Origin of the sequence: Kitasatospora sp. NPDC057500 (assembly GCF_042802195.1) — a bacterium.
Classification (GTDB): Bacteria; Actinomycetota; Actinomycetes; order Streptomycetales; family Streptomycetaceae; genus Kitasatospora.
In genome coordinates this window covers 1-14973 of sequence record NZ_JBHVER010000197.1, presented here as the reverse complement: position 1 = coordinate 14973, position 14973 = coordinate 1, and the positions used below count along the sequence as shown (strand labels likewise).

Genomic DNA, 14973 nt, shown 5'->3' with positions numbered 1-14973 from the left:
CCCCGGAACACCCGGGGGCGCAGCCCTCTCTCCTGCTCCGTCCGCCGGAGCCGCTACGGCACCACGGTGACCGGCCAGCGGCCCGCCTTGACCAGCCGCACCGCGACCGAGCCGATCACCCGGTGCCCGGCCTGCTCGGAGGCGCCGACCACCACGCCGTCGGCCCGCAGCTCGTCCGCCAGCCGCGCCAGCCCCGAGTACGGGTCGCCGCGCACGGTCAGGAAGCGCCAGTCCACCCGCCAGACGTCCCGCAGCCGGTGTTCGGCCTCCCGGATCGCGGTGAGCAGTTCCTCGGCGATCTCCCGGGTGGTCTCCTCGACGGCCGCGCCGGCCAGCGCGGTGGCCGCGCCCAGGACGGGCTGGATGTAGGCGATCGCCAGGGTGGCGTTCTGCCTCCTGGCCAGGCCGGCCGCGTAGGCGGTGGCCCGCCAGGAGGAGTCCGATCCGTCCAGGCCCGCCAGGATCATCCTGGGGCCGTCGGTGCCCAGCTCGAACCCGGCCGGGGCGACGGCCGCGTCCGTCTCCCCCGCGTCGAAGGCCGGCTCTTCCCGCTCCGCATCGCTCTCGTTGCTCATGGCCCGAGGCTATTGCGGACACGGTGGGTGACGACGGCGGGCACGGCGGGTGAGTGCTGTGGTGCGGGCCACCAGGACGCCCGGCGCGGGACTGCCGGAGGGCCCGGTTCCTGCACGGCGCGACGAGGGGCCGTCACTCGCCGTCGACCGTGTGCGCGGCCTCACAGCGCCCCGAACGTGGCCCAGGCCACTTTCCACAAAGGTTTGATCTTGAAAATCGGGACATTTACCTTCAAATCCACCCATTTTCTTGATCCATACTGGCGGTAACCCCGCTCTGACGTGGCTAAACCTGCGATTCCTTGAAACGGCCCCGCAGCCCCCGTAACTTCGAATGCGTTGCACCGAGCAAGCCGCTCACTAGGGCCTCACCGCCCCCGAGCAGCACGGTGCCGAACCACGCGAGTGCGTGTCCCCGAAACCGACGGCCTTCCGAGGGCCTGGTTCCGCGCGCTCGCAAACCCTCTCCGAAAGGAAACCCATGACCTTCCGTAACGAGACCACCGCTGCCACCACCACCACCGCCACCAAGCGTCGCAACCGCGTCCGGATGGCTCTGATGGCCGGGGCGCTCACCGCCCTGCCGGTGGCCGGCCTCGTCGCGGCCAACAGCGCCTCCGCCGCCCCGGTCTCCGTGTGGGACAAGGTCGCCGCGTGCGAGGCCACCGGCAACTGGGCCATCAACACCGGCAACGGCTTCTACGGCGGCCTGCAGTTCACCTCCAGCACCTGGGCCGCCTTCGGTGGCACCGCCTACGCCCCGCAGGCCCACCAGGCCACCAAGGCGCAGCAGATCGCCGTCGGCGAGAAGGTCCTCGCCGCGCAGGGCCCCGGCGCCTGGCCGGTGTGCTCCGTCAAGGCCGGTCTGACCAAGTAGGACCCGCCGCCCCCCCCGGGGGGGGCGCCACGACAACGCCGCTGTACTCGGCCGGGCCCGCGAAGGGCCGGCCGGAGTCCAGCGGCGTCGTGCGTTCGGTGCGCGGGTGCCCGCGAAGGCGTGCCGGTCAGCCGACGGGTCCTGGGCGGGCCGGCAGCGGCAGCGGAACGGCCGGCAGGCCGTCGAGGCTGGTGGCCACGTGCGGCTTGCGCTCGCAGTAGGCGCCGAACTCCTCCTCCGTCTGCCGGCCGAAGTACTGCGCGTGCAGGTCCCGGTCCTCGCGGTAGTCCATCAGCGGGACGGCGTAGCCGCAGGAGTCGCCGACCCGCTCGGCCCGCACCAGTACGATCGCGCGCAGCGAGGGCCCGTCCGCCGCCGGGTCGAAGCGCGCGAGCAGTTCGGCGAAGCGCGGGTCGTCGCGGAACACCGCCTCGCCCCGGCCGTGCACCCGGAGGATCTTCGGCGGGCCGTCGAAGGCGCACCACATCAGGGTGATCCGCCCGTTCTCCCGCACATGCGCCACGGTCTCCGCCCCCGAGCCGCCGAAGTCCAGGTAGGCGAGGGTGAGTTCGTCGAGTACGGCGAGCGTCCCGGAACGGCCCTTGGGCGACAGGTTGACGTGCCCGTCGGCGGCGAGCGGCGCGGTCGCCACGAAGAAGACGGGCTGTGCCTCGATGAACGCGCGCAGGCGGTCGTCGATCTTCTCGTAGGTCTTTCCCATGAGCGGGATTCTGCCTCCGGACGAGCCGGGCGAAGATCGGTTTCCAGCATTCGGGACGCCGCCTCGGCGGTCGGCCGTGCGCGGGCGGCCAGTATCCTTGACGGACTCGCGGACCGTCCGGTCCTGGGGGCGCAACGGTGTGTGAGGGAGTGGGGCCTTGGCCGACAACGGGCTGCTGGCCCATCAGCGCCAGGCGATGATCGCCGAGATGGTGCGCCGCAGCGGGGCCGTGCGCGTCGCCGAGCTGGTCGAGCAGCTGGGCGTCTCGGACATGACCGTGCGCCGCGACCTCGACGCCCTGGACCGCTCGGGCGTGGTGAAGAAGGTGCACGGCGGAGCCGTCGCGGCCTCGGGTACGGCCATCGACGAGCCCGGGTTCGAGGCGAAGTCGGCGCTGGAGTCGGCCGCGAAGGCCGCCGTGGCGGAGGCCGCGGCCACCCTGGTGGAGCCGGGCAGCGTGGTCGCCGTCGCCGCGGGCACCACGGCGTACGCGGTCGCCGCCCGACTGCTGCACGTACCGCGCCTCACCGTGGTCACCAACTCGCTGCCGGTCGCCGAGCTGATCCGCTCGGCCGGCGACGAGCCCGCGGCGGGCACCCCCTCGCTGCTGCTGACCGGCGGCTCGCCCACCCCCTCGGCGGCGCTGGTCGGCCCGCTGGCCGACCAGGCGGTCCGCTCGCTCCACGTCGACCTGCTGATCCTCGGAGCCCACGGGGTCTGCGAGAGGTCCGGTCTGACCACGCCCAACCTCGCCGAGGCGCAGACCAACCGGGCGCTGATCGCCTCCGCGCGCCGGGTCGCCGTGGTGGCCGACCACACCAAGTGGGGCGTGGTCGCGCTCAGCGGCTTCGCCGCGCTCGACGAGGTCGACGTGTTCGTCACCGACTCGGGCCTGCACGCCGAGGCCCGCGCCGTCCTGGCGGAGACCGTCGGCGAACTGGTCGTGGCACCGGTCCCGTCGGACTGACCCCGGACGGGCACGACCCTTTCCCGGGACGGGATTCGCGGCGAATACCGCTGCCGGCCGCCCGGCGTTCTGCCACACTGGCGGCGGTCCGGCCGGGTGGCGGCCGGTGGGGCGTTGGCGTGGGGGTGCCATGACATCCGAGCGATCCGGGACACCCGGCGGGTCCGGGGCGACCGAACGGAGCGAGGCCGGGCCGGGGCGCATCGAGCTCTCGGCCTCGGACCCGTCCCAGCTCACCTCGCTGGAGCGGTGGCTGAACGACGGGCCGGCCGGATTCGAGGTGGCGCGGCTGACCGGCACCGCCGGTCCGGGCGAGCAGGGCGCACTGGACGTGCTGGCCGTCCTCGGCGGCACCTCGGGGATCGTGGCGGCGCTGCGGATCCTGCCCGACTTCATCCGCTCGCGCCGCAAGCACTTCCACATCGAGATCGTCCACGAGGGGCGCACGATCGTCCTGGACGCGGAGAACGTCGACGAGGTGCTGCCCGTCCTGGAGCGCCTGCTCGGTGAATGACCGCCCGGTCCGCGACTTCTCGCGCTCGACCGCCGTCCTCATCGGCACCGCGCGGTACCGGTACCTGAGACCGGTCGAGGCCGCCGGGCACAGCCTCGACCGGATGCGCCGGCTGCTCACCGGCGAGCTGTGCGGCTGGCCGGAGGACCGGGTCACCGTGCTGGCGGACGTCCCCGGCGAGGTCAACCTGCCTGATCTGCTGGTCGAGTTGTTCAGCGGGGCCGACGACACGGCACTGTTCTACTTCGTCGGCCACGGCCAGGCCGACGAGGCGGACGAACTCTGCCTGGCACTGCCCGGCACGCGGGAGGACGCGGACCGGCGCGCCACCACCAGCCTGCCGTTCAAGGCGGTGCGGCACGCCCTCCGGGCCAGCCGCGCCACCACCACGATCGTCCTGCTCGACTGCTGCCACGCCGGGCTCGCCGTCTCCCCCGACGGGCGGCTGGCGGCCGGCGGCGACCTCATCGGGCTCGCCCGCACCCCCGGCGGCGCCCTGATCGGCGCCGCCGGGCCGTACCGGAGCGCGCGGTTCGAGGAGCGCTCCGCGGACGGGCGGCCGCACACCGTGTTCACCCGCTGCCTGGCCGAGATCGTCGAGGGCGGGGTCCCCGGCGGGCCGGAGGTGCTGACGGTCGGTCTGCTCTTCCGGCTGCTGCGGGACCGGTTGGAGGGCGAGGGCAAGCCGGTGCCGACCGCCGTCCTGAGCGGAGCCGCCGGGGAGTTCGTCTTCGCCCGCAACGCCGCCGCGCCGGTCGTGCCGCTCACGCCGGTCACGCCGGTCGCTGCGGTTGAGCAGGCCGCGCCGATCGTGCCTGTCGCCGCACCCGTGCGGAAGCGCCCGCGGCGGTTCGCGCCCGCCGCGGCGCTGACCCTCGCCGCCGCCCTCACCGGCTACCTGCTCGCCCCTGAGGTCCTGGGCGGTGGCGGCACGGCGGTCGCCGGCACCCTGACCGGCTCGCGCGCCACGCTGAGCTCCGCCGAGGTGGACCTCTCCGCCGAGGGCACCCTGGACTGGGTGCAGTGGGGCTACCAGCCCTCCGACGCGACCGCCCCCGAACGCTTCCCGCAGAACCCCGCGGCACGGTGCCCCGACAACCCGTACTGCGTCGTCCGCCGCGCCGACGCCTTCCTCATCGGGAACTTCGCCACGCTCGGCACCGACCCGGCCGTCCGGATCCACGACGGCGAGCAGCCCGTCTCCTTCTCCTGGCACGGCGGAACCCCGTACGCCTCCGCCCGCGACGCCCGGTCCGTCGTCTACCAGGGCGGGCCGGGCGCGGGCTTCCTGATCCTGGTACCCGGCGGCACGTCCGCCCGGACCCTGCGCCTCTACGTCGGCCACCACCAGGCCGCCGTGCACTGCACCGCCTCGTTCCGCGACGGCGGCGGCCCCGTCTACACCGACGACGCCGACATCCTGCCGAACCGGCTCAACGCGAACTACTTCCTCGTCCACACCATCACCTTCCGCCCCGCCGACCCGTCCCGGCCGCTGGAGGTCCGGCTCACCATGACCCGCGAGTACGGCGGCGGCAACGTCGCCCTCCTGGCCGCGACCCTCTCCTGACGGGGAGACGCCCATGGTCGAGGTACCTTGGCCGTTTCCTGCGGGTCATCGGGCGGCCCGGACGGGGATGCCCGCGATGCGGAGGGCGGCTCGGTCGGTGGTGGCCGGTCCGTCCCGCCGTAGCGGGTGGCGGGGCCGCGCCGCTGCTTGAACTCGTTGATGCGGCGCTCGACGGTGCTGCGCTGCTTGCAGGCCTCACGGTGGAAGCCGGGCAGCCGCCCGCCGCGCACGCCTTGCTCCGGCGCTCGGCGATCCGGTCGGCGGGCTGCGGGATCACCGTGCGGATCCTCCGCTCCCGCAGGTGCCCGCGGATCGCGCGCGAGGAGTACGCCCGGTCCGCGAGCTCGGAGTCCGGGCGCGTGCGCGGGGGCCGACCGGGCGTGGGACGCGGACGGCGGACAGCGGCCGTCCGCGGCAAGGCGGACCTTCGTGGTCGGCCCGCCGCGGGAGCGTCCGAGGGCACGGTCGAGCATCTGGCCGGGGCCCCTCCCGACGGGCCCCGGCCGCGTGCCGGCGGGCCCGCACGACCGTCGACCCGGCAGCGTCGGCCCAGGAGTTCATCCGATGTGCCCGTCCGGCTGGTGACCAGTGATGCGATGTGGGACCGGATCGAGCCGTTGATGCCGACCGGTCCGGTCCGTGGGCGGCGGTGGGCGGACCACAGCCGCACGCTGGAGGCGATCGCGTGGAAGTACCGCACCTGCTCGCCCTGGCGGGACCTGCCGGAGGAGCTAGGGCCGTTCCGGACCGCGCACAAGCGGCTGTTGCGGGGGGGGCGGTCGACGGCACGTGGCAGCGGATCTTCGCGGCCGTACTGGCCGCCGAGGACGACATCGGCTGGACCGCCTCGGTGGACTCCACCGTGTGCCGGGCCCACCGGCACGCCGCCGGGCGCTCACGAGGGGGCCTGAGCACCAAGGTCCACCTGGCCCGTGAGTCCCGGGCCCGCCCGCTTGCCATCACCGTGACGGCCGGGCAAGTCGGCGACGCGCCCGCGTTCACGACCGTCATGGCCGCCATCCGCGTTCCCCGCACCGGTTCCGGGCGGCCGCAGACCCGGCCGGACACGGTGATCGCGGATCGCGCGTACTAGGCACACGCGATCCGCTCCCACCTGCGCGACCGGCACATTCACGCGGTCACCCCGCAGTCGGCGGACCAGGTCCGCGACCGGCTGCGGCGCGGCTCACGCAGCGGACGCCCACCCGGCTTCGCCCCCGAGGCCTGCAAGGAGAACACGGTCGAGCGGTGCATCAGCCGCCTGGAACAGTGGCTCGGCCTGGCCAGGCGCACCGACAGACCCGCAATCGCCCACCGAGCCGCACTCCACCTCGCGGCCGTCCTCATCCGGGTACGCAGATGACCGAAGAGACAGGCCTCAGCCCGGCAGGCCGACCGCGCGGTCGCCGGAGCGGGACTGCTGGACGACCACCGCCGCCACCAGCAGCGAGCCCTGGGCGACGTTCTGCCAGAAGGCGTTGACGCCTTGGACGGTGAGGCCGTTCTCCAGCGCGCCGAGCAGGGCGACGGCCAGCAGGGTTCCGACCACGCCGCCCCGGCCGCCCTTGAGGGCGCAGCCGCCGAGGGCCGCGGCGGTGATCGCCTTGAGTTCCAGGCCCTCGCTGCCGGAGACCGGCTGGCCGGAGCCGGTGCGGGCGGTGAGCAGGATGCCGGCGAGCGCGGCGACCGCGCCGACCAGGGCGTAGACGGCGACCAGGTACTTGTTGATCGCGATGCCGGCCAGCCGGGCGGCGGTGTCGTTGCCGCCGATCGCGTAGAGGTTGCGGCCGAGGTCGGTGCAGGTGAGCAGCACGTGCACGGCGAGCGCGACCAGGATCAGGATCCAGACCATGACGGGCAGTCCGGCGATCCGGCCACGGCCGAGGAAGACGAACACCGGGTCGCCGAGGACGTAGCCCTGCGCCCGCCCGTCGGAGAGGAGTTGGGCGACGCCCTTGTAGGCGGCGAGGCCGGCCAGGGTGGCGATGGTCGCGTTGACCCGGCCGTGGACGATGACGACGCCGTTGACCATGCCGACCAGGACGCCGACCGCCACCGCGGCGGCCGTTCCGGCGAGGGCGTTCGACCCGGCCGAGGTGAAGGCCATGGCGCTGACCACCGAGGCCAGGCCGGCCTGTGAGCCGACCGAGATGTCCAGGCCGCCGCAGATGATCACCACGGTCTGGACGACGGCGAGCAGACCGGTGATGGTCGCGGCCTCGGCGATCACCTGGAGGTTGGTCCAGCCGAGGTAGTTGTCGTCGAGCAGGCCGAAGACGGTGAGGACCAGGGCGAGGGCGCCGAGCAGACTGAGGTTCTGGCCGCCGATGCCGGCGAGCAGGGTGAGCGGACGGCCGCCCTTCCGCGGTGGGCTGCCCCGGCCGCTCCGGCCGACGGCGGGCGGGGTGGTGGCGGGCGGGGTGGTGGCGCCGGTCATGAGGGTGCTCCCGGGGAGGTCGGGCGGGCGGTGGCACCGGCCGCGGTGATGTCGTCGGCCATGGCGAGTTGGAGGACGGCCTCCTCGGTGGCGTCCGCGCGGTCGAGTTCGCCGGTGACCCGCCCGTCCTGCAGGACCACGATCCGGTCGGCCAGGCCCAGGAGTTCGGGCAGTTCGGAGGAGACCACCAGCAGGGCGACGCCCTCCTCGGCCAGGTCGGCGATGATCCGGTGGATCTCGGCCTTGGCGCCGACGTCGATGCCGCGGGTCGGCTCGTCGAGGATCAGCAGCTTGGGCCGGCGGGCCAGCCAGCGGGCGAGCACGACCTTCTGCTGGTTGCCGCCGGAGAGCTTGCGGACCTCGTGCTCGATCGACGGGGCGCGCACCCGAAGCCGGTCCGTGTGCGCACGGGCCAGTTCGCGTTCTGCGGCGCGCCTGACGAAGCGTCCGCGGCGCAGCCGGTCCAGGACGGCGATGGAGGTGTTGTCGCGGATCGACCGGTGCAGGAAGAGGGCCTGGGCCTTGCGCTCCTCGGGGGCGAGGCCGACGCCCGCGCGGATCACCCGGCCGGGGCTGCCGACGGGCAGTGGCCGTCCGTCCAGGGTGACGGTGCCGGAGCGCACCGGCAGGTCCCCGGCGAGCGCGAGGGCGAGTTCGGAGCGGCCGGCGCCGATCAGTCCGGCCAGGCCGACGACCTCGCCGGCCCGGACCGTCAGGTCGACGCCGCGCACGTGGTCGGTGGTGAGGCCGCGGGCCCGCAGCACGACGCGGTCGGTGGCGACGTTGCCGCGGACGACCAGGGCGGATAGGTCGCGGCCCACCATCTGCCGCACGAGGTCCTCCTCGGTGGTGTCGCGCGCGTCCTGGACGCCGGCCAGCGCGCCGTCGCGCAGGACGGCGATCCGGTCGGCGAGCCGGAGGATCTCCCGCATTCGGTGCGAGACGTAGACGACCGCGACACCCCGGGCGCGCAGCCGGCCGATGAGCGCGAAGAGGGTGTCGGCCTCGTGCTCGGAGAGCGAGGAGGTGGGCTCGTCGAAGGCGATCAGCTTGGCCTCGCCGGTCAGCGCGCGCATGATCTCGACGAGTTGGCGCTGGGCGGCGGTGAGCCGGGAGCCGGGGAGGTCGGGGTCGAGGACGCCGGTGAAGCCGAGCCGTTCCAGGTCGGCGGTGACCCGGCGGCGCAGTTCGGTGCGGTCCAGCCGGCGGCCGCGGCCGGTGGGCAGGGCTCCGGCGTAGACGTTCTCGGCGACCGAGACGTGCGGGACGATCTCGGGTTCCTGCGGGACGATCCGGATGCCGAGGGCGCGGGCCTGGGCCGGGGAGCGCAGGTCGACGGGGCGGCCGTCGAGCAGGACGCGGCCCCCGGTGGGCCGGTGGTCGCCGGTGAGGATCTTGAGCAGGGTGGACTTGCCGGCGCCGTTCTCGCCCATCAGGGCGGTGACCGCGCCCCGGGGGAAGTCGAGGGTGACGTCGCTCAGGGCCCGGACGGCGCCGAAGGTCTTGGTGACGGCCAGGACGCCGGTGCCGCCGGTGCCGCCGACCGGTGGTGCCGGGGCGGCGTGCTCCGGGGTCGCCCGGTCAGCCACAGGTGACTCCCGCGCCCTGCCAGGTGGCGGCGTCGACCATGGTGGCGCGTGCGAACAGCTCGGCCGGGAGGTCCTTTCCGTTCCTGAGCTTGTCGTACAGGGTCTGCACGGCGAGCGCGCCGACCTCCTTGCCGTTGATGAACAGCGCGGCCTTCATCCCGGTCGGCTTGCCCGAGCCCCAGTCCTTGCAGGCGAGGTAGGCACCGAGGCCGATGCCGATCACGTCGTCCGCGCCGATCCCGGCGTTCCGCAGGGCGGTGACGCCGCCGTGCACGTTCTCGTCGTTGCAGCCCCACACCACCCAGTGCTTGACGCCCGCGTTGGCGGTGACGGTCGCGGCGACCTTGTCCTGCGCGCCGGTGGGGGTGTTGTCGGTGGCAACGTCGATGGTCCGGACGCCGGGAGCGGCCGCGTCGAAGGCCTCCCTGGCCGCCTTGACCCGGTCGCCGCAGACGGTGACGTCCTGCTTCCAGGCCGAGAGGACCCGGGTGTCGGCCGCCGACCAGCCGGCCCTGGTGTACTCCTCGGCGGCGCGCCGGCCGACCTCGGCGCCCATCTGGGCGCCGCTGAAGCCGATCCGCGGCACCAGGTCGGCCTTGGCGCAGGCGGCCGGGTCGGGGCCGGTGGCGCAGACCTGGTCGTCGGAGGTGAGCAGGGTGATCCCGGCGTCCCGGACGGTCCGTACGACCTGCGGTCCGACGGCCGGGTCGGGGACGACGATGATCACGCCGTCGGTCTTCCGGGCGACGGCCGCCTGGACCTCGCTGACCGTCCTGTTGGCGTCGCTGCCGAGGTTGACCACCTTGAGGTCGACGCCGAGCTCGGCGGCCTTGGCCCTGGCCCCGGCGGCCTCACCGATGAAGTACTCCTGGTCCCCCTGCTTCTGCAGATAGGTGATCGAGATCTTCCCGCCAAGGGGTGCCGCCGAGGCCTTGCCGGTGGTCGTCCCCTGCCCGTCGGAGCAGGCGGCGGCAGTCAGGCCGAGGGCGAGCACGAGGGAGCCTGCCGCGGCGCGGCGGCTGGTGCTTCTGGTCATGGAGGGGGCCGCTCCTCATCAAGCAGAACCAAACAGATTTCAACGCGATGTGAAATATCACACCGTTCCCTGATGGCTCGTCAAGCCCCGTGCAGTGGACAGGCACCCTTGAGTGTCGGGTCGAGCCATGGCTATGCTGCGTTGCTTTCTGTTTGAAAAAGAGACAGAAAGCATCACTGCGGCTCCCCTTCAGCAGCGAACCTCATGCGCCCCCACCCCGCGCCCCCTGGAGCGCCCATGCGCAGAACCGCAGCACGTTCCGCACCTCGTCCCGCACCTGGTACCGCACGCCGCTCCGTCTCCCGCAGCCTGCTGGCGCTCGCCCTCGCCGCCTCCGGGCTCGGCACGCTCGCCCTCGGCTCCGCGGCGGCCACCGCCACCCCGGCCACGGCCGCCGCGGCCCCGCCCACGGCCGTGACCGTCGAGAACGGACAGGCCCTCACCCCGCCCATGGGCTGGAACTCCTGGAACACCCTCGGCACCGCCGTCACCCAGGAACAGGTCGTCCAGACCATCGACTTCATGGTCTCCCGCGGCCTGGTCGCGGCCGGCTACGACACCGTCACCGTCGACGACGGCTGGTCGCTGGGCCACCGCGACGGCCAGAGCGCGGACTTCGCCAAGACCGCCGAAGGCGCGATGCAGCTCTACGACGCCGACCGCAACCCGGTCAGCGGCACCGACGGCACCGGCTTCGACGTCACCAGCGGCCACCTGGTCCCCGACCCGGCGCGCTTCCCCTCCCGCAGCGTCGGCGGCCGCACGCTCAACGGCATCGAGTACCTCTCCTGGTACGCGCACAGCAAGGGCATGAGGTTCGGCCTCTACGCCACCGCCACCTACACCACCTGCCAGGGCCGCCCCGGCAGCCTGGGCCACGAGGGCGCCGACGCCGCCGACTTCGTGGCCTGGGGCGTCGACTTCGTCAAGTACGACGACTGCCCCTACGGGCCGCAGATCACCGGGCCGGACGGCCACAACTACTACACCCAGGGCATCGGCCGGGAGCTCACCCGCTCCCTCTACGCCCGGGTCCAGGACTTCCGCCGGGAGTTGGACGCCGCCTCCGCCGCGCGCAACCGGCCCCGGGTCACGCTGAGCGTCTCGGCCCAGCCCGTGCACACCGGCATCCCGTACCTGCTGGCGGCCGACGACCCGGCCCGCACCGATCCGGTCGTCGTCGCGGCCGGCACGCCCGCGTTCGAGGCACCCGGTTACGCGCCGACCGGGAAGTGGTGCGGCCAGGTCGCCAACCTGTGCCGGATCGGCGGCGACCGCGGCCCCGACCTGGACGGCGTGCTCTACAACGGTCAACTGCGGACCGCACTGGAGTACCCGGGCAACGTCCGGCCGGGCAGCTGGAACGACATGGACATGCTGTTCGCGGGCTGGCTCTCCCCCTACGGCGTCTACGGCACCACCGACAACTGCCTGTGCCACAAGCCGATGACCGACGACGAGGCGCGCAGCGAGTTGTCGATCGTCGCGATGATGGCCTCCCCCTTCATCCTCGGCGCCGACCTGCGTACCGCCGCCGATTCCCGGCACACCGACCGGGGCGTCACCTGGAGCACCGGCGTGAGCGACACCGCGCTGGCGATGTACAAGAACGCCGACGTCATCGCCGTGAACCAGGACCCTCTCGGCAAGCCGGCCACCCTGGTCGGGGCCCCGCCCGCCGGCGCCACCGCACCGCTCGTGCTCAAGCGCCGGCTCGCCGACGGCGACACCGCCGTACTGCTGGTCAACCAGGACCCGTCCGGCTGGCAGTACATCACCCGCACGCTCGCCGAACTCGGGCTGACCGGGCCCGGATACACGGTCAAGGACCTCTGGAGCGGCGCCACCGGCACCTTCACCGACGCCGTCGGCTCCTGGGTGCCGGCGCACGGTGTCGCCTTCTACCGCCTCAAGCCGCTGCCCACCACCGTCCCGGCCGCGGTCGTCGGCGACGGCCGCTACCACGGCATCAGCGCGGGCGGCACCGGTGGCCAGGCGCTGGAGGTGCGGGGCATGTGCGCCGCACCGGACGGCTCGACCACCGGCGTCAACACCTGGTGGGACTGGCACACCTCGGAGCAGTGGAAGTTCACGCCGAACCCCGACGGCACCGTGCGCATCACCGACAACTGCGACACGCCCACCCAGGTGCACGGCACGCTGACCGGCGGCAACGGGACCGGCTCGGCGGCCTGGGTGCTCAACCGCTGGGACCCCGACAGCCCGCACCAGAAGTGGCGGGTCCTGCAGAACACCGCCACCGGGGCGCTCAGCATCACCAACGTCGCCACCGGGCTGGCCCTGGACGCCCCGCAGGCCGCGCCGACCTCCGCGGTGGTGCTCAGCCCGCCGAACCCGGCCGCCCCCGGCCAGGCCTGGACGCTGCTCGACTGACCGGCCCGGCCCCGCCTTCCTTCCCGGAGCCAACTCCCCTGGCGCACCCACCCTTTCGGTTCCCTCACCTGGAGGACTCTTGCGCATCCCCGACCACCGACCCGACCACCAACCCGGCCACCTACCCAGCCGCGTCGGCGGCGCCCCGCCGCGCCGCCGCTTCGCCGCCGCGCTGACCGCGCTCACCCTGATGGCCGGCGGCGGCGCCCTCACCGTCGGGCTCCAGCTCGCCGCCGCACCGCCGGCCGCGGCTCTCGACAACGGGCTCAACCTGACCCCGCAGATGGGGTTCAACAACTGGAACTCCACCTACTGCGGGGACCAGTTCAACGAGGCGATGATCAAGGGCATCGCCGACATCTTCGTCGACAAGGGCCTCAAGGCCGCCGGCTACCAGTACGTCAACCTCGACGACTGCTGGGCGCTGCCCGAACGCGACGCGGCCGGCAACCTGGTGCCCGACCCGGTCCGCTTCCCGCACGGTATCAAGGCGCTCGCCGACTACGTGCACGGGAAGGGGCTGAAGTTCGGCATCTACTCCAGCGCCGGCGACCACACCTGCGACGTCAGGGGCTTCCCCGGCGGGCTCGGCCACGAGCAGCAGGACGCGGACCTGTGGGCCTCCTGGGGCGTCGACTACCTCAAGTACGACAACTGCCACAACAAGGGCCTCGATGCGCAGACCCGCTACCGGACCATGGGCGAGGCGCTGAAGCGCACCGGCCGGCCGATCCTCTACAGCATCTGCGAGTGGGGCAGCACCGGGCCGTGGAACTGGGCGCAGCCGGTGGGCAACTCCTGGCGCACCACCGGTGACATCAGCGACAACTGGCAGAGCATGATCTCCATCGCGCAGGCCAACCAGGGCCTGGCCAACTACGCCAAGCCCGGCGCCTTCAACGACCCGGACATGCTGGAGGTCGGCAACGGCGGCATGACCGGTACCGAGTACCGGACCCACTTCAGCCTCTGGGCGCAGATGGCCGCCCCACTGATGATCGGCACCGACCTGCGCACCGCCGAGCCGGAGACCCTGGAGATCCTCACCAACGAGGACGTCATCGCGGTGGACCAGGACCCGCTCGGCCGGCAGGGCTCGGTGGTCTCCCGGGAGAACGGGCTCGTGGTGATGAGCAAGCCGCTGGCGGACGGCAGCCGCTCGGTGACCCTCACCAACGAGGGCTCCTACGACGCGGCCATCAGCACCACCGCGCAGGCCGTGGGCATCGGCGGGGCCGCCTCCTACACGGTCAAGGACCTGTGGTCCAAGCAGAGTTCGACCAGCACCGGGGCGATCGGCGCGGTCGTTCCCGGGCACGGCACGGCGATGTTCCGGGTCACCCCCGGCTCGCCGGTCGCCCCGCCCACCGGGGTGACCAGGCTGAGCGACCTGCCGTTCACCTCCGCCGCCAACCACTGGGGCCCGGTGGAACGCGACCGCAGCAACGGCGACCACGCGGCCGGCGACGGGCGGACCATCACCGTGCGCGGCGTCCCGTACGCCTACGGCCTGGGGGTGCACGCCCCCAGTGAGATCGGTTTCCACCTGGGCGGCGCCTGCCGCAACCTGGTCGCCGACGTGGGGATCGACGACGACGCGTACGGCAACGGCTCGGTGGTGTTCCAGGTCTACCGGGACGGTGTGAAGGCCGCCGACAGCGGTCCGGTCACCGGCCAGGACACGGCCAAGCGGCTCACCGCCGACCTCACCGGGGCGCAGGAGTTGCGACTGGTGGTCACCGACGGCGGCGACGGCACCAGTTGGGACCACGCCGACTGGGCGAACGTCCGTGTCGCCTGCGGCGACGGCCCGGCCACCGGGACGTACCAGCTCTCCGACCTCGCCTGGTCGGCCGCGGGCAACAGTTGGGGCCCGGTCGAACGGGACATGAGCAACGGCGACAACCAGGCCCGGGACGGCTCCACGATCAACATCGGGGGCGCCAGGTACCAGAAGGGGCTGGGCGTCAACGCGTTCAGCGAGATCGTCTACTACCTCGGCGGCTCCTGCTCCGCGCTGAGCACCGACGTGGGCGTGGACGCCGAGGCGCAGGGCCGGGGCTCGGTCTCCTTCCAGATCTACGCCGACGACACCAAGGTCGCCGACAGCGGTCGGATGACCGCCGCCTCCGGGGTCGCGCACCTCACCGCGGCGCTGGCCGGGGCCAATGAACTGCGGCTCGTGGTGACGGACGGCGGCGACGGCACCAACAGCGACCACGCCGACTGGGCCGCGCCGGTGCTCACCTGCTGAGTGCTCTCCTGCTGAGCGCTCAACCTCGAAGTGATCAGC

The 14973-nt window shown here is 73.3% G+C and carries 11 protein-coding genes and 2 pseudogenes; 7 read left to right on the top strand and 6 right to left on the bottom strand.

Annotation, left to right across the window (positions count from 1 at the left end):
• Positions 1-53 precede the first annotated feature (53 nt).
• Positions 54-467, bottom strand: a complete 414-nt coding sequence (locus ACFU74_RS30285) for a universal stress protein (protein WP_380762433.1) — start codon at positions 465-467, stop codon at positions 54-56.
• A 589-nt stretch (positions 468-1056) separates the two neighbouring features.
• Between ACFU74_RS30285 and ACFU74_RS30280 the strand changes: the two genes are divergently transcribed.
• Positions 1057-1452, top strand: a complete 396-nt coding sequence (locus ACFU74_RS30280; RefSeq protein ID WP_380762429.1) for a transglycosylase family protein — start codon at positions 1057-1059, stop codon at positions 1450-1452.
• 127 nt (positions 1453-1579) lie between these two features.
• Here ACFU74_RS30280 and ACFU74_RS30275 read toward each other — a convergent pair whose 3' ends face one another.
• Positions 1580-2173 carry a pyridoxamine 5'-phosphate oxidase family protein gene (locus tag ACFU74_RS30275; protein WP_380762427.1) on the bottom strand — a complete coding sequence of 198 codons (594 nt, stop codon included), beginning with the start codon at positions 2171-2173 and terminating at the stop codon, positions 1580-1582.
• Positions 2174-2330: 157 nt separating this feature from the next.
• Between ACFU74_RS30275 and ACFU74_RS30270 the strand changes: the two genes are divergently transcribed.
• The 3 genes from ACFU74_RS30270 (at position 2331) to ACFU74_RS30260 (ending at position 5224) form a co-directional block, all read left to right on the top strand.
• Entirely contained in the window at positions 2331-3140 is an 810-nt protein-coding gene (locus ACFU74_RS30270; protein ID WP_380762425.1) for a DeoR/GlpR family DNA-binding transcription regulator, read from the top strand.
• Positions 3141-3270: 130 nt separating this feature from the next.
• Complete coding sequence (locus ACFU74_RS30265; RefSeq protein ID WP_380762424.1) at positions 3271-3654, top strand: hypothetical protein; 384 nt, start codon at positions 3271-3273, stop codon at positions 3652-3654.
• Positions 3647-5224, top strand: coding sequence for a caspase domain-containing protein (locus tag ACFU74_RS30260; RefSeq protein ID WP_380762422.1), 1578 nt, complete (start codon positions 3647-3649; stop codon positions 5222-5224). Before ACFU74_RS30265 ends, ACFU74_RS30260 begins: the two co-directional genes overlap by 8 nt.
• 122 nt (positions 5225-5346) lie before the next feature.
• On the opposite strand, the pseudogene ACFU74_RS30255 reads toward ACFU74_RS30260, so the two are convergent.
• A pseudogene (locus ACFU74_RS30255) lies at positions 5347-5776 on the bottom strand (IS5/IS1182 family transposase); the annotation flags it as partial.
• Between the two features lie 14 nt (positions 5777-5790).
• Between ACFU74_RS30255 and ACFU74_RS30250 the strand changes: the two are divergent.
• Positions 5791-6587, top strand: a pseudogene (locus ACFU74_RS30250) (IS5 family transposase).
• A gap of 15 nt (positions 6588-6602) precedes the next feature.
• Here the strand turns inward: ACFU74_RS30250 and ACFU74_RS30245 are convergent.
• Genes ACFU74_RS30245 through ACFU74_RS30235 form a run of 3 tightly spaced genes read right to left on the bottom strand, consistent with a single transcriptional unit; the run spans position 6603 to position 10286 of the window.
• Positions 6603-7661 (bottom strand): ABC transporter permease, encoded by a 1059-nt coding sequence (locus ACFU74_RS30245; RefSeq protein WP_380762420.1) that lies wholly within the window; start codon positions 7659-7661, stop codon positions 6603-6605.
• Positions 7658-9250 (bottom strand): sugar ABC transporter ATP-binding protein, encoded by a 1593-nt coding sequence (locus ACFU74_RS30240; protein ID WP_380762418.1) that lies wholly within the window; start codon positions 9248-9250, stop codon positions 7658-7660. Before ACFU74_RS30240 ends, ACFU74_RS30245 begins: the two co-directional genes overlap by 4 nt.
• Entirely contained in the window at positions 9243-10286 is a 1044-nt protein-coding gene (locus ACFU74_RS30235; RefSeq protein WP_380762416.1) for a substrate-binding domain-containing protein, read from the bottom strand. The genes ACFU74_RS30240 and ACFU74_RS30235 overlap by 8 nt, the downstream gene beginning before the upstream one ends.
• Positions 10287-10523: 237 nt before the next feature.
• Here ACFU74_RS30235 and ACFU74_RS30230 point away from each other — a divergent pair, with 237 nt between their 5' ends.
• The gene (locus ACFU74_RS30230) at positions 10524-12680 is read left to right on the top strand and encodes a hypothetical protein (RefSeq protein WP_380762414.1); all 2157 of its coding nucleotides are present in this window, start codon (positions 10524-10526) and stop codon (positions 12678-12680) included.
• 190 nt (positions 12681-12870) lie between these two features.
• Positions 12871-14934, top strand: coding sequence for an NPCBM/NEW2 domain-containing protein (locus tag ACFU74_RS30225; protein ID WP_380762431.1), 2064 nt, complete (start codon positions 12871-12873; stop codon positions 14932-14934).
• The last annotated feature ends 39 nt before the right edge of the window (positions 14935-14973 follow it).